Raw genomic sequence first — 18883 nt, forward strand, 5'->3', positions numbered from 1 at the left:
GCGATGGGGATCGACGCGGAAATCACCGGGCTGCTGAACGCCGCGCGCTCGGGCGACGCGGCCGCGCAGGATGCGGCGTACGCGCTCGTCTACGACGAGCTCAAGCGCTGCGCGCGCCGCCAGGGCGGCCTGGCGCCGCCGGGGTCGACGCTGTCGCCGACCGCGCTCGTCAACGAGCTCTACCTCAAGCTGCGCTCGGGCGAAGTCGACACGGTGCAGAACCGCGGCCACTTCTTCGCGCTCGCCGCGCGCGCGATGCGCCAGATCACCGTCGACCACGCACGCCGGCGCCATCGCGCCAAGCGCGGCGGCGGCGCCGAGCACGTCGAGATCGACACGCGCGACCTCGGCGCGGAATCGGCCGACGCCGCGCTCGAGCTCGACGCCGCGCTCGACGACCTCGCGCGGCGCGATCCCGACCTCGCGCGCATCGTCGAATGGCACTTCTTCGCCGGCCTCACGTTCCAGGAGATCGCCGACGAGATCGGCCGCCACGAGCGCACCGTGCGCCACGACTGGGAACTCGCGCGCGCGGTGCTGCGCCGCGCGATGGGCGCGGAGCCGCGCGATGGCGGCTGACGCGCGCTGGCCACGCGTGCGCGAGCTGTTCCACGCCTGCCAGGCGCTCGCGCCGGGCGAGCGCGACGCGTGGCTCGAACGCGAGTGCGCCGGCGACACCGCGCTGCTCGACGAGGTGCGCGACCTGCTCGGCGCGCAGGCGATCAGCGGCGACTTGCTCGCCGCCGACGCGAGCGAACTCATCGGCCTGCTGCGCGCGGCACCGGCGCAGGCGCTGGAAGGCCAGCGCATCGGCGCGTACCGCCTGCTGCGCCTGCTCGGCGAGGGCGGCATGGGTCGCGTGTTCCTCGCCGACCGCGAGCTCGCCGGGCGCGAGGCCGACGGTTTCGAGCAGCGCGTCGCACTCAAGCTCGTGCGCGGCGATTTCGTCGACGCCGAGACGCGCGTGCGCTTCCTGCGCGAGCGCGAACTGCTCGCGCGCCTGAGCCATCCGCACATCGCGCAGCTGCACGACGGCGGCGTCGCCGCCGACGGCTCGCCGTTCTTCACGCTCGAGTACGTCGAGGGCGAGCCGATCACGCGCTGGTGCGACGCGCGCCGGCTCGGCGTGCGCGCGCGCCTCGGCCTCGTGCTGCAGGTGTGCGCGGCGGTCGCGCACGCGCACCGCAACCTCATCGTGCACCGCGACCTCAAGCCGTCGAACATCCTCGTCACCGCGGACGGCGAGGCGAAGCTGCTCGACTTCGGCATCGCCAAGCTGCTCGACGCGGCCCCCGGCGCGGGCGACACGCGCACGCATGCACGGCTGATGACGCCCGAGTACGCCGCGCCCGAGCAGATCCTCGGCGGCGCGGTCACGACCGCGACCGACGTCTACGCGATCGGCGTGCTGCTGTACGAACTGCTCGCCGGGCGCACGCCCTACGCGCGCGCCGAGGCGGGCCTGGTCGGTTGGCCCGAGGCGGTGCTGCACGAAGTGCCCGAGCCGATGACGCGCGCGCTCGCGCGCCTGCCCGTGCGCGCGGGCGCTGGTGACGGCGACACGCTCGCCGAGCGGCGCGGCACGAGCGTCGCGGCCTTGCGCCGGACGCTGCGCGGCGACCTCGAGCGCATCGTGCGGCGCGCGCTCGCGAAGGAACCCGAAGCGCGCCACCCCTCGGTCGCTGCGCTCGCCGACGACGTGCGCGCCTGGCTCGACGGCCGTGCGATCGGCGGCGGCAGCCGGCGCTACCGCGTGCGCAAGTTCGTCGCACGCCACTGGCTGCCGCTCGGTGCGGCGGCGGCGATCCTCGGCGTGATCGTCGCCGGTGCGGCGGCGGTCGCGTGGCAGGCGCGCGAGACCGAGCGCGAGGCGCGCACGACGCTCGCGGTCAAGGACTTCCTGTACGGCCTGTTCACTGCGGTCGATCCGCGCGCGGCGAAGGGCCGCGACGTGAGCGCGCGCGAGCTGCTCGATCGCGGCGCCGCGCGCGTGCAGCGCGACACCGCGCTGGAGCCGGGCCAGCGCGCGGAGATCGACGCGACGCTCGGTCGCATCTACTACCAGCTCGCCCTCTACGAGCAGGCGAAGGGCCTGCAGGAAGGCGCCTCGCGGCTGCTCGCGGCCGATCCCTCGCGCGCGCTGCTCGCCGCGCGCACCGATGCCGAGCGCGCCGAGACGCTCGCCGCGCTCGGCGACGTGCCGGCCGCGAAGACGCTCGCCGACGACGCGATACGCCGCTTCGAGGCGGCGCCCGATGCGTCGGTCGCCGATCGCGTGAACGCGTGGCGCATCCGCGCGCGCACGGCGGTCGACGCGCGCGAGTTCGTCGACGCCGCCCGTTTCATCGACAAGGCGCTCGCGCACGTCGACGATCCGGCCATCGGCGACGACCTGCGCCTGCTCGTCATGATGTCGGCGGGCAACGCGAGCTGGGGCGAGCAGAAGAACGGCGAGGCCGAACAACGCTACCGAACCGCGCTGGCGATCGCTTCGCGCAACGCCGGACCGGACGACCTCAACGTCGCGTTCTCGCAGACCAGCCTCGGCCTCGCGCTGTACGCGCAGTCGCGCTACGCCGATGCGATCGAAGCCGATTCGCTGGCGCTCGCGACCTATCGCAAGGTGCTCGGCGAGGAACACCCGACCACGCTCAACGCGGTGCGCAACATCGGCCTTTCCAACTACCAGCTCGGCCACTACGCGACCTCGCGCGAACTGCTCGAGCGCGTCGCCTCGGTGCAGCGCGCGCGGCTCGGCGCGGACCATCCCGCGCTCGCCGGCACCGACATCAACATCGGCCTGGTCACGACCGACCTCGGCGACTTCGCGCGCGCGGAGGCCGCGCTGGCCGAGGCCGTGTCGATCTTCGGGAAGAAGTTCGGCCGCACGCACCAGGGCACGCGCGCGGCACTCGGCAACCTCGCGATCGTGCACGAACTCGAAGGACAGCTCGAACTCGCCGATGCCGAGCTCACCGAGATCATGCAGGCCGAGGCGGACCCGAAGCTCAACGAACTCAACGGCTATACCACCCTGTATCGCCTCGGCGATGTCAAGCGCCGTCGCGGCGACTTTGCGACCGCGCTCGAGCTGCAGCGGCGCGCGCTCGCCGACAGCATCAGGCACGTCGGCGAACACGCGCGCTACACCGCGCTCGCGCACGAGTATCTCGGCCTCACCTTGCGCGACAGTGGCAACGTCGCGGGCGCGGAGCGCGAACTGCGCGCGGCGCTCGCCTCGTTCGCGGGCTACCTGCCCGGCGCCGAGCACCCGCTCGCGGCGACCGCGCGACTGGACCTCGGCGAACTGCTCGAGCGCGATCCGACCCATCGCGCGGAGGCGGTCGAGCTGATCACCGAAGCCGCGCGCGAGCGGGAGAAATTCCTCGGTGCGACGCATCCGGCGACGGTCGCCGCGCACGCCGCGCTGGCGAAGGCGCAAGGCGCCACCCGGGGCTGAGTTTCAGCGCGCCGGACGGCCTCGACCGCGACGGCAAGCCGAGCATCGCGGCAAGGTGGCCGTGCTGTCGTTCTGGGCGAGCTGGTGCGGTGACTGCCTGAAGGAACTGCCGGTGCATCTACGGCAGCACGCCGGATCACTCCGACTGACGGTCCCCCTGCGGCGTGATGCGCCACACCCTGCCGCCGACATCGTCGGCGACGAGCAATCCGCCATGCCCGTCGAATGCGACGCCGACCGGACGCCCGTGTGCCTTGCCGTCGGCATTGAGGAAACCGGTGAGCACGGGTTCCGGCGCGCCCGACGGCTTGCCGTCGGTCGCGGCGGCGGCGCGTTCGGGGTTCGCGGGCTTCATGCGTTCGTCGACGTGCGAGCCCCACCAACTGTACGGCCAGCCGTAGAACGCGCCTTCCTTCACCGACGTGATGTAGTCGGGCACGAGGTCGTCGCCGAGCTCGTCGCGTTCGTTGACCGCGGTCCACAGCGCGCCACTGTCGGGCTGGAACGCGAGGCCGACCGGGTTGCGCAGCCCGCTGGCGAACGGTTGCAGCGTGCGCGTGGCAAGGTCGATGCGCGACACCGCGGCGCGGCCGCGCTCGGCGTCGATGCCGTTCTCGCCGACATTGCTGTTCGAGCCGATCGCGACGTACAGCGACGTGCCGTCGGGCGTGGCGATGATGTTCTTGGTCCAGTGATGGTTGATCGTGCCCGCGGGCAGGTCGACGATGCGTTCGCCGCTGCCGTCGAGCCGGGTCGCGCCGGCCGTGTACGCGAAGCGCACGACCGCGTCGGTGTTCGCGACGTAGAACGCGTCGCCGACGAGCGCCATGCCGATCGGCGAGTTCAAGCCGCTCGCGAACACGAAGCTGCGGTCGGCCTTGCCGTCGCGGTCGTCGTCGCGCAGCAGGCTGATGCGGTTCGCGCTCGGTGTCGCCGAGCCGGCCTTCTTCATGAGCTTCTTCATGATCGCGCCCTTGATGCCCTTGCCGTCGTCGGGCTTCGGCGGCGCGTCCGACTCGGCGACGAGCACGTCGCCGTTCGGCAGCACGTACAACCAGCGCGGATGATCGAGGTCGCGCGCGAACTCGGCGACCGCGAAGCCGGCGGCCGCGGTCGGCGTCTCACCCTCCTTCCAGCCGACCGTCTCGGCGACTTCGACGGTCGGCACAAGCGTCTTGTGCGGCGGCGGCAGGGTCGGATTTGGGCCGGTCGACGACGACGGCGGCAGCGTCGACGGCGGCGCGCCGGCGGCGAGCGCACCGGCGACCGCGAGCGAGACCGCGGTCGACGCGCCCATCTCAGCGCTCCTCGAGCGACCAGTGCCGACCGTTGGTATCGACGAAGCGGCGCGAGCGTTCGCGTTCGATGCGCACGTGCTCGCGCCGCGACGGCGCGCGTGCGAACTCGCGACGGAACGCGTGGGTGAGCGATGCGATCGCCTGCGCCGGCAACGCGTCGAGGTCGTCCGGCGGAATCGGTGCGTGGTGTTTCATGGCGTGGCCCTGGTGCCCGCAGGTCGGCGGGTCGAGCCACGAGCGTCGGCCCGCGCGGCTGAATCGCGGCCACGCACCGGCGCGCGCGTTCAGCCGCGATTCGTGCGCCCGGATCAGTGCGCGGAAACGAGCACCGGCTGCTCGCGCCAGCGTTCCGGGAACAGGCGCTTGAGGTTCTCGACCTTCGGCAGGTCGTTGATCGCGATGTACGGCTCGGTCGGGTTCAGCGTGAGGTAGTCCTGGTGGTAGCGCTCGGCCGGGTAGAACGTCTTGCCGGTTTCGATCGTCGTGACGATCGGCCGCGCGTACGCGCCGCTCTTGTCGAGTTGCGCGATGTACTCGGCGGCGACGTTCTTCTGCGCGTCGCTCATCGCGAAGATCGTCGAACGGTACTGCGAGCCGACGTCGGGTCCCTGGCGGTTGAACTGGGTCGGATCGTGCGCGACCGAGAAGTACACCTGCAGCAGCTGGCCATAGGTGACCTGGTGCGGGTCGAACGTGACCTGCACCGATTCGGCATGCCCGGTACGGCCGCTGCCGACGTCGTCGTAGTGCGCGTGGCCGCTGCCACCGCCGGCGTAGCCGGACACCGCCTTGCTCACGCCCTTCACGTGCTGGAACACGCCCTGCACGCCCCAGAAGCAGCCGCCCGCGAACACCGCGGTTTCGCTGTCGGTGCCGGCCATCGGTTCGTCGGTGGCCGGCGGCGGGATCGCGACCGCGGGTTCGGCCGAATGGCCGATGCGCTGGCACGCGGTGACGGCGAGCAGGAGTGCGAGCGCGATCGACGCGCGCGGCAGCGAACGGGCAGGGAACGTGGACATGGCGATACTCCGGGTCATCCGAACGTGAACGCGAACGCCTCGACCGGGTCGAGGAATTCGATCTCGAAGGTGCGGTCGTTCACCGCACCCTTCGCGCGATAGAGCTGGTAGAGCTTCTGCTGCGTGACGGTGCCCTGTCCGTCGGCATCGGTGTCGACGCCGTGGTCGTCGCCGGGGCGAGCACCGTCGATGCGCACGACGAAGCGCGCGGGCTTGCCGTCGGCCATGGGGCCGAGCACGAGGTTGAGGTCGCGCGCGTGGAAGCGGAACACGACGCGACCGCCGGGCTTGTCGAGGCGCGCCTTCTCGTCGGCGACGGTCCACGTGCCCGCGAGGCCCCACGCGTTGAGCGGCAAGGTCGCCGGCACCGCGTAGTCGTGCGCGGCGTCGTGCACGGCCCCGCCGGGCGACGCGAAGTGTTCGGCGCGCTCGTAGCCGAGATAGGTTTCGGGCGAACCGACGTCGGCGTTCGCGGGCGCGAGCGCGAGGCCGCTCGTGTCGGGCTGCACCGCCTGCGCATCCATCGGCATCGCGCCGGGCATGCCGCCGCGTGCTTCCTCGAGCAGCTCGCGGATCCATGTTTCCGACTGCTCGTACGCGCCTTCGCCGAAATGGTGGTGGCGGATGCGTCCCTGCGCGTCGATGAAGTAGTGCGCGGGCCAGTACTCGTTGTTGAAGCCGCGCCAGATCGCGTAGTCGTTGTCGAGCGCGACCGGATAGTCGACCGCGAGGTCGGCGACGGCGCGGCGCACATTGGTCTCGTCCTTCTCGAACGCGAACTCGGGCGCGTGCACGCCGATCACGACGAGGCCCTGGTCCTTGTACTTGGCGTACCAGGCGCGCACGTACGGCAAGGTGCGCAGGCAGTTCACGCACGAGTAGGTCCAGAAGTCGACCAGCACGACCTTGCCGCGCAGCCCTTCGCGCGTGAGCGGTGGCGAGTTGAGCCAGGCGACCGCGCCGTCGAGCGGCGGCAGCTCGCCTTCGCTGCGCACGCCGTCGACGGTGGCATGCGGCTTCGCCGCCATCATCGCGCCTTCGCCCGCGGGTGCGGACGGTGCCGCGCCCGGCGAGCGCGCGCCGATCGCGTCGATGAGCGACTGCTCGACACCGTTCGTGCGCGCGAGCGAGAGGCGCGTGAGCCAGCCGGTGTCCGCGCCGAGCGCGATCGCCGCGACCGCGACGAGCACGGCGACGCCGAGGCCGCGACGCACCCATTCCCCCGCACCGAGCGAACGCTTGAGCGCGCCGAACACGCGCCCGCCGACGAACAGCGCGAGCGCGAGCGAGGTCGCCGCGCCCGCCGCGTAGGCGAGCAGCAGCCCGAACGTGCCGATGTTGGCGCCGTGCAACGCGGCGCCGGTGAGCACGAGGCCGAGGATCGGTCCCGCGCACGGTGCCCACAGCAGGCCGGTGCCGATGCCGAGCACGACCGACGACAGCGTCGACGGCGCATCCGCGTCGCCGCGGTTCGACAGGCGCGCGCCGAGCGCGACGAGCGGTTGCATGAGGCGATCGGCGACGCGCGGCAGCAGCAGGGTGAGGCCGAACAGCGCGAGGATGAGCAGCGCGAGCCAGCGGCCGTACACGTTCGCGTGCACGGCCCAGGCGCCGCCGACCGCAGCGAGCGTGGCGACGAGCGCGAAGGTGAGCGCCATGCCGAGCAGCATCGGCAGGCCCGAACGCACGAACGGCTGGTCGGCGCGCGCGAACACGAACGGCAGCACCGGCAGGATGCACGGGCTGAGGATCGTGAGGACGCCGCCGAGGTAGGCGAGGATGAGGAACGTCATCGTGGCTCAGGCCTCGGCCGCGAAGGTGAGCGCGACGCCGTTCATGCAATAGCGCAGCCCGGTCGGCTTCGGGCCGTCGTCGAACACATGGCCGAGGTGGCCGCCGCAGCGCGCGCAATGCACCTCGGTGCGCAGCATGCCGAGGGTCATGTCGCGCGACTCGCCGACCGCGTGCGGCAGCGGCTTGTAGAAGCTCGGCCAGCCGGTGCCGCTCTCGAACTTCGTCACCGACGAGAACAGCGCGTTGTCGCAGCCGGCGCAATGGAACGTGCCCTTGCGGTGCTCGCGCTCGAGCGGGCTGCTGTACGGCGGCTCGGTCGCTTCATGGCGCAGCACGGCGTACTGGTCGGGGGTGAGGCGCGCCTTCCATTCCTCGTCGGTGCGCGTCACCTCGAAGTGCTCGTTCGTCGCGGCGCGCGCAGGCGTGAGGGAGCGGCGCAGGCCGAACGCGAGCAGGCCGGTGACGGCGGCCGCGCCGCCGAGCAGCAGGCTGCGGCGGACGGCATCGGGGGAAGAAGGTCGGGAGGGCGAGGTCATCGAAGGCTCCAGCGGGACACGTCGGTGGACGTCCGTTGCTCAACGGGACCGGCGATCGGCTCGATTCCTTGCGACGCACGCGCCGCTTCGTTCACGCGCGACATCTTGCCACGGTAGCGCGGCCCGGGTGTCGCCGTGCGTGCGCGATCCCGCGGCGCGGTGCCACGCGCGTTCGAGAGGCGGGCTGAACGCGGGCGCGGCGGGCGGTGCCGCGTTCACCTCGTGTTCCCGCGGCGTGCGTAGATTCGACCGCACCGCGTCCGTGCATGCAGTGCGCACGGCTCGCGCGACGGATTCCGGTACAGGAGCGCGACCATGGCCACTCCCGCGAACATCGCGTCGTCGCCGGATGCGGCGTCCTGGTGCGCGCACGAGGGCTGCCGCTGCCGCGTCGAACCAGGCCAGACCTATTGCAGCCCGCATTGCGCCAACGCCGGCATCGAAGTGCCCGAACAGCGCGAGGAACGCTGCGCCTGCGGCCATGCCGCGTGCGACATCGAACACGTCCACGACCACCGCTGATGCGGAACGAACCGAGGAGAACGCCATGCAGACGATCAACCAGGTGATGACGCCCGACATCGTGATCGCGCGTCCGGAACAGACCATCGCCGATGCCGCGCGCATGATGGCGAAGGCCGACATCGGCAGCCTGCCGGTCGGCGACGACGATCGCCTCGTCGGCATGCTCACCGACCGCGACATCGTCATCCGCGCGGTCGCGCAGGGCCTTCCTGCCGACACGCCCGTGCGCGACGTCATGACCGGCACGATCCGCTACTGCTACGACGACCAAGACGTCGCCGAAGTCGCGCGCAACATGGCCGAACTCGGCGTGCGGCGCCTGCCGGTGGTCAACCGCGACAAGCGCATCGTCGGTTTCGTCGCGCTCAGCAACATCGCGCAGGCGGACAGCGAAGGCGCGAAGGACGCATTCCTGCGCGGCGTCGCGACGCCGCACTGATCCCGTGCCGGAGGCTCCGATGCGTACCGTGCGATTCCGCGTGACCGGACCCGAAGACCCCGTGCAGGCGCTGCTCAAGCGCATCGGCGCGCTCGACGACATCGACCGCGTCGAGGAGGTCGCCGACAACGGCGCACATCTGCGCGAGGATTCCAGCTCGCTCGACCTTCCCGACGACGTCGGTCGCAGCGACTTCCACGACATCGAAGTGCATGCGATCAGCGATGCGGTCGCGCGCGGCGTCGTGCGCGAAGTGGAGCGCGCCGCGCGCGAGTACGGGCTCGTGGCCGAGTTCGTCGACGAGTTCTAGTAGGGCGGCACGCGCATGCGCGTGCCGCCGTCCGCTCCCTCGTGGCGTCGACCGAGCACGCGGTGGGACTCGCACCGCGTGCTCGATCGCCCTACATGCGCGCAGGGAACATGCGCCCCGCGCGCGATCGAAAAAATGGGACCGCCTTTCGGCGGTCCCGAACCGGAGCGCGGCAGCGAGGTGCCGGGGAAGGCGGCTCGGCTGCACGAGGACGCTCCGGGGATCGCGCGCGGCAAGGCTCTGCGCCGCGGGCGAAAGGCAGTCCCCTACTTCGACGCACCCGGCAGCGACTGCGCCATCTTCTGGTGCTCCTCGAGCGTCGGCAGCGTCTTCGCGGCGAACGCCTTCACCTGCGCATCGCCGTTCGCGCCGGCTTCCTTGCGGAAGAGCGCGACCGCCTTGTCGTGGTCGCCGCGCATCTGCTCACCGAACGCGCGATCGAACTCGGCACCCTGCAGGCGCGCGAGGCGATCGGCATCGGGATTGCTGGCGGGCGTCGCCGGCAAGGTGATGCCATCCTCCGTCGCGGCCGTCTTCAGGCCATCCGCGGCCTTCGTGTGGTCGGCGACCATGCGTTCGCCGAACGCCTTCACGTTCGCATCCTGTGCGTGCGTCGCGGCGAGGCGGCCGATCGCGATCTCGGCGGCGTTCGCCTTCGCCGCGGTGGTCGCGAACTCGCGATCCGCGGGCGTGGTGGCGGCGAGCGCGGTGCCCGTGCCAACGAGCGTCGCGGCGATCAGCGCCGGACGTACCAGCGCGCTAAGCTTCGTATTCATGAATGGTTACCTCCTCGGTTCGTGCGCGAGTTCCCACCCTAGGCGTCCGCGCGCAACCCCAGCGGAACGGACTCCAGGCAGGCACAGGCGGCGTTAAGTCGTGGACAACGCAATCGCCACCGGCGACCCGGGCCCGCCCCTGCAGCTGTCGCGCGGTCGCGCGTTCGTGTACGTGCTGCCCGTGCGCGACGACACGCTGTTCAAGATCGGCTTCGCGCGCGATCCGCTGCAACGCTGGCGCAGCCTGCATCCGCGCTGCCTGCGCTACTTCGATTTCCGCGCCGGCGCGCTGGTCGAGACCGCGCGCGTCGCGCAGGCGCGTGCGCTCGAGCGCACGCTGTTGCAGCGTTTCGCCGCCTACACCGCCTTCGCGCCACTCGCAGCCGCGTCCGAAGCAGGCGGCGAGCGTGAATGGTTCCGCGGCGTGCTCGACGAGGCGGCCGATGCCGCCGCCGCGCTCGCCGCGTCGCAGGATTTCACGCTCAGCCGCCCGATCGGCACCTGGCTGCGCTCGCAGCTCGATGCGCGCTGCGACGCGCTGTTCGGCTGGTCCGCGCGACTGCTCGAAGCGATCGACGTCGCGCGCGTCTACGACACGTCGGGCAGCGAGCGGCGTCGCCTCGAACACGCGTTGCGCGACACGCTCGACGCATGCCGCGAGGTCGGCCTCGACATCGAAGCGCGGCTGCCCGCGGCGGTCGTGCGCTGGTGGGACGCGGGCGAATCGTCGAGTGAGCGGTGATCGATTCGCCGCTCAGGCGCGCGACGGCTCCGCGCCGGCGTCGGTGGCCACCTGGGGCGTGCCCTGGTGCACGACGCGATTGCGGCCGAGATCCTTGGCGCGATAGAGCGCCGCGTCGGCGGCACGGAACAGGTCGTCGACGCCGCCGATGCCGGCGTCCTGGCTGCAGGCGACGCCGACGCTGATCGTGATGCTGCCGTCGCCCGACGTGCTCGTCTCCACGCCGCGGCGCAGCGATTCGGCGATGCGCATCGCTTCGCGCGCGTCCGCATCGGGCAGGATCACGGTGAACTCCTCGCCGCCGAACCGGCAGACCGCGTCGCCGCGGCGCACGCCCGCGCGCAGGCGGTCGGCGACGAGCTTGAGCACCTCGTCGCCGCGCGCATGGCCGTGGGTGTCGTTGAACTGCTTGAAGTGGTCGATGTCGGCGACGAGCAGTGCGATCGCGCTGCCGCCGCGGCGCGCGCGCTCGAACTCGGCCGGCAGCGTCTCGTCGAAGCTGCGGCGGTTCGGCACCTTGGTCAGGGTGTCGGTGCGGCTCTGCCGGCGCAGTTCGCGCAGGCGGCTCGCGAGCGCGAGCGAGAGCAGCACCATCTCGAGCAGCGAGCCGACCTGGAAGCCGTTCTGCGTGAGCATGTTGTGCGGCAGCAGGCCGAACACCTTGAGCATGTAGGCGAGCACACCGGCGAGCAGCATGCCCCAGGCGAGCATGAAGTAGCGCGCGGGCCGGTAACCCTTGAACAGGCCGACCGTGCCCATCGCGATGATGAGCAGCGTGACGACGACGGTGAGCAGCGCGAGCGGCTGGATCAGCACGCCGTAGGAAGCGAAGAACGACGCGACGAGCGCGAGCAGCGCGAGCACCTGCAGCGAGACCGCGAGCTTGTCCAGGCGCGGCAGGAAGCCGCCGGTGCCGAGGAACGTGCGGGTGAACTGCAGGCCGAACACGAGCGCGAGCGCGAGCAGCACGAGCAGCGCCTGGTTCGCCCAGTGCGGGCTGTCGGGCCAGAGGAACTGGAACGTGAGGCCGTTGTGCACGGCGAAGTAGAGACCGTAGCTCGATGCGTACAGCAGGTAGTAGAAGATCGCGCGGTCGCGCACGATCGCGAAGAGGAAGAAGTTGTACAGCACGAGCACGAGGAAGCCGCCGTAGTACGCGCCGTAGGCGAGTTGCTCGGTGCTGATCGCGCCGACCAGCGCGTGCGGGCGGTACAGCAGCAGGTTGAGGTCGACCGGGCCGTCCGAATGCGCGCGCAGGTAGAACGTGCGCTCGGAGCGCGCCGGCACGTCGAGTTCGAAGATGAAGTCGCGGTGCACGAACTCGCGCGTCGCGAACGGCGTGCGGTCGCCGGTCGCGACGTGGCGCCAGCCGCCGCTGCGGTCGGGTGCCCACAGCTCGAGGTAGTCGATGAGCGGGTAGTCCTCGCGCAGCATGAGCTCGCGGTCGACGTCACCGCCGTTGGCGAGCGTGAAGCGCACCCACCAGCTCGAATGCGTGAAGCCGAAGTTGGTGCCGACCGCGGGCGGCGCGGGCTTGAATGCGTCCGACGCGCGCGCGGCGTCGAAGTCGAGCGTGCCGGCCTTGTCCTCGAGCACCTCGACGTGGCCGCCGAGCGGGAGCGACGCGAAGTCCGCATCGACTTTCAGCGGCGAAGCGCCCACACTCTGCGTCGCCGCCAGCGCGAGTGCCGCGAGCAAAGCCCACAGGCGTGACGGCGGCGTTGCGCTCGATCTGGCCACGTTTCCCCTGCGTAGCGGTGGAACCCAGCCAGAATAGCAGGCTGTCGGGCTCGGGGGAGTCGGAACATGCGCAAGAACCGGTGGCTGGCCCTGGCCGGCATCAGCGTGCTGCTGGCCGCGTGCGACGGCGCGCAGGTCGCCGACGGCGACGCGGTCGCCGGCGGCGGCGGCGCGACCAACCTCGAACAGGGCTGGAGCCGCGCGGTGCAGGAGCGCGCGTGGTTCTCCTCGTTCGGTTCGCGCCTGGTGCCGACCGCGTGGCTGAAGGCGCTCGAACAGGCCGGCACGACGAGCCGCTTCATGTCCGACGAGCACCTCGACGCGCTCGGCTTCCTCGTGCAGGCCGCGACGGCGGCCAATCCGGACGCGTTCCCGGTCGGCTTCACGCACGAGACGGACGCCGACGGACAGGGCTGGACCGGTCTTGGCTGCGGCGCCTGCCATACGGGCGAAGTGCGCTACCAGGGGCACCGCATCCGCATCGACGGCGGCCAGGGCGTGCTCGACTTCGACGCGTTCGAGGGCGAGCTCGTCGACGCGCTGCGCGCGACCGCCGCCGACGAGGCGCGTTTCGAGCGCTTCGCGACCGCGCTCGGTACCGCGGCCGACGCGCGCGACGGCCTGCATCGAGACGTCGGCGCACTCGCCGATCGCATCGCCGCGCGGCATGCGATGAACCATGTCGACGTGCCGTACGGACCGGGCCGGCTCGACGCGTTCGGGCAGATCTTCAACGCGGTCGCGGTGCAGTTCCTCGGCGAGCCGGGGAACCGGCGCGCGCCGGATGCGCCGGTGAGTTTCCCGGTGCTGTGGGATGCGCCGCACCTCGACCTCGTGCAGTGGAACGGCTCCGCGCCGAACGCGGGCCCGGGTCCGCTGCTGCAGAACGTGACGACCGCGCTCGCGGTGTACGGTTCGCTCGACATCAGCGGCCACGATGGCCATGCGGGCTACCCGTCGTCGATCGACTTCGAGCACCTGGGCCAGATCCAGGGCGACCTCTACGCGCTGCGCGCCCCGCGCTGGCCGGTCGCGCTGTTCGGCGCGCCCGACGTCGCGGCCGCAGCGCGCGGCGCGAAGGTCTACGCGCAGCAGTGCGCCACCTGCCATGCGCTGTCCGATCGCGACGATCGCACGCGCGAGCTGAAGGCGGTCATCACGCCGCTCGACCAGGTCGGCACCGATCCGCGCATGGTCGACAACTTCCTCGCTTCGATGTCGCACAGCGGCGCCTTCGCGGGGCGCAAGATCGGCGTCGTCGCCGGCGATCCGCTCGGCGACGACGTGCCGACGACCGATCTCGTCGTGCACGCGGCGGTCGGTGCCGCGTTGCGCCATCCGCTCGCCGCGGTGCGCGATGCGGTCGTCGGCTACCACCGCGTGCTCAAGGCGGCGACCGACAGCCGTCCGGGCGGCTACAAGGCGCGCCCGCTGAGCGGCGTCTGGGCGTCGGCGCCGTACCTGCACAATGGCTCGGTGCCGAGCCTCGCGGACCTGCTCGCCGCGCCTGCCTCGCGCAGCACGCGCTTCGTGCCCGGCACGCGCGAGTTCGATCCTGCGCGCGTCGGCCTCGTCGCCTGCGCGCCGGACCATCCGCGCGCGTTCGACACGACGCTGCCCGGCAATTCGAACGCGGGCCACGCGTACGGCACGACGCTCGCGGACGCCGACAAGCACGACCTGCTCGAGTACCTCAAGACCCTGTAGGCCGGACGGCCGAAGGTCGGCCGGCATGTCGCCGCGATCGTCGCGCGTGCCGCCCGCGCCGCGCGCGTGCGGCCTACCTCGTGGTTGCGGTCGATGGGGCGCTCGCCGCGGCGAGCGCCGCGGCTTGCTGCGCCTCGAGCGCGTCGAACCACGCCGCGGCGCCGCGGCCCGGCGCGTCGCGGCCGAGCATCGCCTCGAAGATCTGCTGGCCGAGCGCGCGGTACGCCTCGAACTGTGCTTCGGCGAAGAACTGTTCGCTGGTCGGCTCGTCGGGGAACGCCGCGTGCGCGCGCCAGTAGGCGTAGATGTCCGCGGTGAGGCCAGCGCAGAGGACTGGGCGCACGTACAGGATGCGGCCGTGCGCGCCGTCCGCGTAGACGATGCGGCCGAGCAGCCACGGCTGCTGCGCGAGCACGCGTTCGCGCTCGTGGTAGAAGCGGTCGGCACCGAGTTCGATCTCCGCGCCGAAGTCGACCCGCACGCGTTCGATCGCGCGGCCGAGATCGCCGAGCGTGGTCTGCGGGTCGGCGCCGGCGTCGGTCACGACGATGTACTTCACGCGCCGGCGCACGAGTTCGTACAGGCCGAGATTCTCGAAGCCGCCGCCGTCGGACAGGTGCACGTGGCGGCGCTTCTCGTCGAGGCCGATGCCGAGCATCTCGCGCGCGATGAGGATCCACCACCACGGCAGCGGCGGCGGCCGCTCGCCCGCGTACTTCGGGTTGCGCGCCCAGTAGCCGAGGCGCACGTTGAGCAGCGCCATCAGGAAGGACACCGAGCGCGCGTGCGTCGCGATCATGTCGGGGTCGATCGCCGCGCCCGAGGTCGTGAACGCGGTCGACAACGCGGTCGAACCGCCCGCGTAGGTGCGGATGCGCCGCCAGCCGGTCGCCTCGGAACCTGCGAACAGCGGCGAGAAGAAGAAGCTCGCACCGGTGCGGCTGCGCCGGCGCTCGTCGTCCGAGCTCGTCGTGTTGAGCGTCGTGTTGATCAGCTGCAGCGGCGCGCCGCGCGTCGGGTCGAGCGAGCGCAGGTCGAAGTCGCCCGGATCGGTGTCGCCGCCGTCGCCGGCGAGGCCGGGCAGGAACGTGTCGCTGAGGCGCGCGCGGTAGTACGCGTGGATCGAGATGCGGTTGATGTCGCAGGCGAACGCGAGCACGACCGACAGCAGCACGAGCACGCCGAACACCGGCGAGCGCAGCAAGTCGACCGATGCGGCGATGTGGTAGCAGAGGATCAGCAGGCCGTAGACGAGCAGGCCGAGGCCGATCGTGGTCAGGCGTCCGCTGCTGTCGCCGCCCTTGCGGCGGTCGAGCAGCATCGAGACGACGCCGCCGAACGCGGGCATGAGGTAGGAGAGGTGCTTGCCGAGCGCGTGCGCGTGACGGAAGGCGGAGAAGTGTTCGACCATCTCGCCCAAGCGCGCGGCGACCGGGATCAGGCCGAGCACGATGAGCACGGGCGCGAACGCGAGCAGGCGACCCATCGCCACGCGCAGCGCGTCGATGCGGCGCACGCTGGCGAGCCCCGGGATGCCCGCGACGAGTGCGAACAGCGTCGCCAGCGGCGGCAACGCGGCGAGGCAGGCGAGTCCCGCGGCGAGCAGCAGCCAGTAGCCGTGATGGCCTTCGACCGCGCGCGCGCCGGGCAGCGCGAGCCAGGCCGGCCATTCGACCGGCAGCCACGCGAGCGTGAGCGAATAGACGACGAACACGAGCAGCGGGCCGAGCACGAGCACGTTCGCGAACGTCGCCGCGAGGATCGACGCGAGCAGGGTCCAGATCGAGAAGCCGCGGTGGCTCACGAGGTACTTGCCGTGGCCACGCAGCCAGTCGAGCACGCTGCCACTGCCGTCGGCGAGTGCGGCTGCGAATGCGTGCGTCGCCTGCGCGGGCGCGAGGCGCGCGCGCAGCCACGTGTAGCACGAGGCGACGTAGCCGCCGCCGGACACCGACGAGAGGTAGTCGACGTGGCGCAGCACGTCGGCGCGTTCGAGTGCCTGCAGCACGCCGAGGTTGAACGTCGCCGAGCGGATGCCGCCGCCGGAGAACGCGAGGCCGACGACGTCGTCGGCGGGCGGCGGCAGGCCGGCGGCGGCGCGGCGCTGCGCGAGCCACGCCTGTTCCTCGGCGAGCACGTGCGCGAAGTCGTCGACGTAGCCGCCGCGTTCGTGCGGCGTGCTCATCGCGCGCAGTCCGGCGGCACGAAGCCCGCGGGCGTCGCGGGCAGGTCGCGATGCACCTTGAGGTATTCGACGATCGCCCAGCGCTCCTCGTCGGTGAACAGCGGGCCGATCACGCCCGGCGGCAGCGGGTGCGCCTTCGGGTCGGCGCGCGCGGCGTCGAGCTGTTGCGGCGTCGCGGTGAATGCGTGGCCGGTGTTGTGGTTGCCGTCCTTGCTCGTGTCGAGCCAGAAGCCGTCCGCTTCACTCGCGTCGGCCGGCACGTCGACGTAGCCGACGCGCTTGCTGTCGAAGTCGCGGCGGCCGACGAAGAAGCGCGCGCTGCGCTGTGCGGGTGGCAGCAGCATCTCGTAGAGGTTCGGCACCGAGCCGTTGTGCAGGAACGGCGGCGTCGCCCACACGCCTTCGAGCGGGCGCGGCTTGTAGCCGGCGACCTGCTGCGGCAGGTCGAGGATGCCGAAGCCCTCGAGGCATTGCTGGCGTTCGTACGGGATGCCGCGGTCGGCGAAATACTTCGCCTTGATCATGAGGCCGAGCACGTTGAGGCCTTCGCCTTCGGTGAGCCGTGCGACGTCGATGCCGGCGAGCTGCGCGTCGACCTGCGCGCTGCCCTGGACGACGTCGACGAGCAGCGCGCGCGTCTGGCAGGCGAGGTCGCAGCCCCAGCCCTGCGTCGGCGGCATCGTGCTGAGGGCGGCGGCGCCGCCGAGCGCGGTCGCGATCGCGGCGAAACTGTCCTGCGGGATCGCCGGCACCGCGCTCGCGTCGGGATCGGGATACGCCGCGCGCAGCGCTTCCAGCGCGCTCGCGTCCTGCCCCGCGGCGCGGCGTCCGGCGATCGTCTCGTCGAGGCGCCAGCGTGCGTCGCGCGCGAGGTTGCGTACCAGCAGCGGCCGCAGCACGCGGTCGACGTCGTCGCGCGTGAGCCCCGCGCGCGTGAGGTCGTAGTGGCGCGCGAGGAAGCCGTTCGCCTCGGTCGCGTCGGTGCCGATGTGCTCGACCGGGACGACCTCGATCATCCATTCGGTCTCCGGCGACGGCTTGCCCGGCGCGCTCGCGAGCTGGCGCGCGCGATCGGCCGGGTGCGGGCCGTGGCATTGCACGCAATGCGCCTCGAACAACACCTTGCCGCGATCGGCGAGCGCGTGGTCGACCGGCCCGAGCAGATCCTCGGGCCAGCGCGGCGGCGTGAGCTTCTGCAGCGTGTGCTCGATCGTGTCGAGGTGGGCCATGTCGACCGACGAGGTGAAACGCTGCTCCGGCGGCAGCGGATTGCCGTAGTTGTCGGTGAGGCGGATCACCGCGCCGACGCCGAGCGCTTCGCCGATGTTGCGCGCGAGCGGTTGCTTGACCGAACCGTTGTACTGCACCCAGTCGAACTTCCAGATGTTCCAGACGTACGGATAGCTGACCGGCGCCGTGCCGGCCTGGTAGTTGCCCGTGCTCAAGTGGTCGCCGAACACGGTGTTGGCAATGCGGCCGAGCGCGTCGGTGCGGCCGAAGCCTTCCTGCACCGGGTAGAGGTGGCGCAGCGGGCTGTTCTGTCCCTGCGTCGCGAACGCGACGATCGTGTCCCACAGCTCGCCGCGCAGCGCGGACTTGCCTTCGGGATAACGCGGGCCGATCACCTTGCGCGCGAAGCGGTCGAACTTCGCCGGATTGGTCCAGGTCGCGATCATCGACGCGACGAGGGTCGGTCCGAACGCGCCGCGCTGCATGTTGGTGAACGCGTGCATCGCCTGGCCGCCGTCGATGCGGATCGCGACCGTGCGGTCGCCCTTGCGCGCGTGGATCTCGCCCGTGTGGCAGGCGGCGCAAGTGATGTCGAGCACGTACTGGCCGAGCGCGGCGTCGAAGTGGCGCGTGAAGCCGACCGGCAGGCGGTCGGGATTCTTCGGCGTCGGCTGCGGGTCGACGATGAAGCGGTAGCGCCGCAGGTGCTCGGGTTCGGCGAAGCGCTCGCTGCCGAACGGCATCTCGAGGTTCGTGAACCACGCATAGCGCAACGGCGTGACGAGCGCGCCCTGCGGCATCGAGGTGCCCTGCGCGGTGTAGTAGTAGGCCTGGCGCTCGGCGCTGCCGGCGGTGGTGCCCCAGCCCTGGTCGAGGTAGCGGTAGTCGTCGACGTGCTCCTCGGGCGGGATCGTGTGCACCGGGTAGAGCACGAACACCGCGAAGCCGGCGACCGCGGCGAGTGCGCCGAGGACCAGCAGCACGAACAGCCACTTGAGCAGGCGCCCGAGCGGGATGTCGAGGAACGCGCGCACGGGCCCCTTGCGCGTGCGGAACGTGACGCGACGATAAGCCATCGATGTCTCCCCTGTGGCGCACTCCGTTGCGAGCGATCCACCTGAC

16 protein-coding genes are annotated in these 18883 nt (G+C 71.7%); 7 read left to right on the top strand and 9 right to left on the bottom strand.

What is annotated here, in order from left to right; all coding sequences use genetic code 11:
* Nucleotides 1-3: 3 nt before the first annotated feature.
* Both FHW12_RS19605 and FHW12_RS19610 read left to right on the top strand, forming a co-directional pair.
* A complete protein-coding gene (locus tag FHW12_RS19605; protein WP_182532763.1) occupies nucleotides 4-579 on the top strand; it encodes an ECF-type sigma factor in 576 nt (191 codons plus the stop codon).
* Entirely contained in the window at nucleotides 569-3460 is a 2892-nt protein-coding gene (locus FHW12_RS19610) for a serine/threonine-protein kinase (protein ID WP_182532764.1), read from the top strand. Before FHW12_RS19605 ends, FHW12_RS19610 begins: the two co-directional genes overlap by 11 nt.
* A gap of 136 nt (nucleotides 3461-3596) precedes the next feature.
* Here FHW12_RS19610 and FHW12_RS19615 read toward each other — a convergent pair whose 3' ends face one another.
* From FHW12_RS19615 to msrB, 5 genes are all read right to left on the bottom strand, one after another.
* On the bottom strand, nucleotides 3597-4757 hold the full coding sequence (locus FHW12_RS19615) for a PQQ-dependent sugar dehydrogenase (RefSeq protein ID WP_182532765.1): 1161 nt from the start codon (nucleotides 4755-4757) through the stop codon (nucleotides 3597-3599).
* A 1-nt stretch (nucleotide 4758) separates the two neighbouring features.
* The gene (locus tag FHW12_RS19620; RefSeq protein WP_182532766.1) at nucleotides 4759-4953 is read right to left on the bottom strand and encodes a hypothetical protein; all 195 of its coding nucleotides are present in this window, start codon (nucleotides 4951-4953) and stop codon (nucleotides 4759-4761) included.
* Nucleotides 4954-5066: 113 nt separating this feature from the next.
* Entirely contained in the window at nucleotides 5067-5777 is a 711-nt protein-coding gene (gene msrA / locus FHW12_RS19625) for a peptide-methionine (S)-S-oxide reductase MsrA (protein WP_182532767.1), read from the bottom strand.
* 14 nt (nucleotides 5778-5791) lie between these two features.
* Entirely contained in the window at nucleotides 5792-7570 is a 1779-nt protein-coding gene (locus FHW12_RS19630; protein ID WP_182532768.1) for a cytochrome c biogenesis protein DipZ, read from the bottom strand.
* Nucleotides 7571-7576: 6 nt separating this feature from the next.
* Nucleotides 7577-8107: a peptide-methionine (R)-S-oxide reductase MsrB gene (gene msrB / locus FHW12_RS19635; protein WP_182532769.1), complete on the bottom strand. Its 531-nt coding sequence runs from the start codon at nucleotides 8105-8107 to the stop codon at nucleotides 7577-7579.
* 315 nt (nucleotides 8108-8422) lie between these two features.
* Here msrB and FHW12_RS19640 point away from each other — a divergent pair, with 315 nt between their 5' ends.
* The 3 genes from FHW12_RS19640 to FHW12_RS19650 are packed head-to-tail and all read left to right on the top strand — an operon-like array spanning nucleotide 8423 to nucleotide 9381.
* Nucleotides 8423-8629 carry a hypothetical protein gene (locus FHW12_RS19640; RefSeq protein WP_182532770.1) on the top strand — a complete coding sequence of 69 codons (207 nt, stop codon included), beginning with the start codon at nucleotides 8423-8425 and terminating at the stop codon, nucleotides 8627-8629.
* Nucleotides 8630-8654: 25 nt separating this feature from the next.
* Complete coding sequence (locus tag FHW12_RS19645) at nucleotides 8655-9071, top strand: CBS domain-containing protein (protein WP_182532771.1); 417 nt, start codon at nucleotides 8655-8657, stop codon at nucleotides 9069-9071.
* Nucleotides 9072-9090: 19 nt separating this feature from the next.
* Nucleotides 9091-9381, top strand: coding sequence for a hypothetical protein (locus FHW12_RS19650; RefSeq protein ID WP_182532772.1), 291 nt, complete (start codon nucleotides 9091-9093; stop codon nucleotides 9379-9381).
* 266 nt (nucleotides 9382-9647) lie between these two features.
* On the opposite strand, the gene FHW12_RS19655 is transcribed toward FHW12_RS19650, so the two are convergent.
* Entirely contained in the window at nucleotides 9648-10157 is a 510-nt protein-coding gene (locus FHW12_RS19655) for a DUF4142 domain-containing protein (RefSeq protein ID WP_182532773.1), read from the bottom strand.
* 100 nt (nucleotides 10158-10257) lie between these two features.
* Here FHW12_RS19655 and FHW12_RS19660 point away from each other — a divergent pair, with 100 nt between their 5' ends.
* Nucleotides 10258-10899, top strand: coding sequence for a GIY-YIG nuclease family protein (locus FHW12_RS19660; RefSeq protein ID WP_182532774.1), 642 nt, complete (start codon nucleotides 10258-10260; stop codon nucleotides 10897-10899).
* Nucleotides 10900-10911: 12 nt separating this feature from the next.
* Here the strand turns inward: FHW12_RS19660 and FHW12_RS19665 are convergent, their stop codons facing one another.
* The gene (locus FHW12_RS19665; protein ID WP_182532775.1) at nucleotides 10912-12639 is read right to left on the bottom strand and encodes a diguanylate cyclase; all 1728 of its coding nucleotides are present in this window, start codon (nucleotides 12637-12639) and stop codon (nucleotides 10912-10914) included.
* A 66-nt stretch (nucleotides 12640-12705) separates the two neighbouring features.
* Between FHW12_RS19665 and FHW12_RS19670 the strand changes: the two genes are divergently transcribed.
* A complete protein-coding gene (locus FHW12_RS19670; protein ID WP_182532776.1) occupies nucleotides 12706-14346 on the top strand; it encodes a c-type cytochrome in 1641 nt (546 codons plus the stop codon).
* Between the two features lie 73 nt (nucleotides 14347-14419).
* On the opposite strand, the gene FHW12_RS21105 is transcribed toward FHW12_RS19670, so the two are convergent.
* Both FHW12_RS21105 and FHW12_RS19680 read right to left on the bottom strand, forming a co-directional pair.
* The gene (locus FHW12_RS21105) at nucleotides 14420-16531 is read right to left on the bottom strand and encodes a patatin-like phospholipase family protein (RefSeq protein WP_220484570.1); all 2112 of its coding nucleotides are present in this window, start codon (nucleotides 16529-16531) and stop codon (nucleotides 14420-14422) included.
* Complete coding sequence (locus FHW12_RS19680; protein ID WP_220484571.1) at nucleotides 16528-18837, bottom strand: di-heme-cytochrome C peroxidase; 2310 nt, start codon at nucleotides 18835-18837, stop codon at nucleotides 16528-16530. Before FHW12_RS19680 ends, FHW12_RS21105 begins: the two co-directional genes overlap by 4 nt.
* Nucleotides 18838-18883: the final 46 nt, after the last annotated feature.

Origin of the sequence: Dokdonella fugitiva (assembly GCF_014138265.1) — a bacterium.
GTDB lineage: Bacteria > Pseudomonadota > Gammaproteobacteria > Xanthomonadales > Rhodanobacteraceae > Dokdonella_A > Dokdonella_A fugitiva_A.

Bases quoted from the DNA above. Each gene is read 5' to 3' on its own strand.
- FHW12_RS19605 (WP_182532763.1), top strand. From the start codon at position 4: ATGGGGATCGACGCGGAAATCACCGGGCTGCTGAACGCCGCGCGCTCG.
- FHW12_RS19610 (WP_182532764.1), top strand. From the start codon at position 569: ATGGCGGCTGACGCGCGCTGGCCACGCGTGCGCGAGCTGTTCCACGCC.
- FHW12_RS19615 (WP_182532765.1), bottom strand. From the start codon at position 4,757: ATGGGCGCGTCGACCGCGGTCTCGCTCGCGGTCGCCGGTGCGCTCGCC.
- FHW12_RS19620 (WP_182532766.1), bottom strand. From the start codon at position 4,953: ATGAAACACCACGCACCGATTCCGCCGGACGACCTCGACGCGTTGCCG.
- msrA (WP_182532767.1), bottom strand. From the start codon at position 5,777: ATGTCCACGTTCCCTGCCCGTTCGCTGCCGCGCGCGTCGATCGCGCTC.
- FHW12_RS19630 (WP_182532768.1), bottom strand. From the start codon at position 7,570: ATGACGTTCCTCATCCTCGCCTACCTCGGCGGCGTCCTCACGATCCTC.
- msrB (WP_182532769.1), bottom strand. From the start codon at position 8,107: ATGACCTCGCCCTCCCGACCTTCTTCCCCCGATGCCGTCCGCCGCAGC.
- FHW12_RS19640 (WP_182532770.1), top strand. From the start codon at position 8,423: ATGGCCACTCCCGCGAACATCGCGTCGTCGCCGGATGCGGCGTCCTGG.
- FHW12_RS19645 (WP_182532771.1), top strand. From the start codon at position 8,655: ATGCAGACGATCAACCAGGTGATGACGCCCGACATCGTGATCGCGCGT.
- FHW12_RS19650 (WP_182532772.1), top strand. From the start codon at position 9,091: ATGCGTACCGTGCGATTCCGCGTGACCGGACCCGAAGACCCCGTGCAG.
- FHW12_RS19655 (WP_182532773.1), bottom strand. From the start codon at position 10,157: ATGAATACGAAGCTTAGCGCGCTGGTACGTCCGGCGCTGATCGCCGCG.
- FHW12_RS19670 (WP_182532776.1), top strand. From the start codon at position 12,706: ATGCGCAAGAACCGGTGGCTGGCCCTGGCCGGCATCAGCGTGCTGCTG.
- FHW12_RS21105 (WP_220484570.1), bottom strand. From the start codon at position 16,531: ATGAGCACGCCGCACGAACGCGGCGGCTACGTCGACGACTTCGCGCAC.
- FHW12_RS19680 (WP_220484571.1), bottom strand. From the start codon at position 18,837: ATGGCTTATCGTCGCGTCACGTTCCGCACGCGCAAGGGGCCCGTGCGC.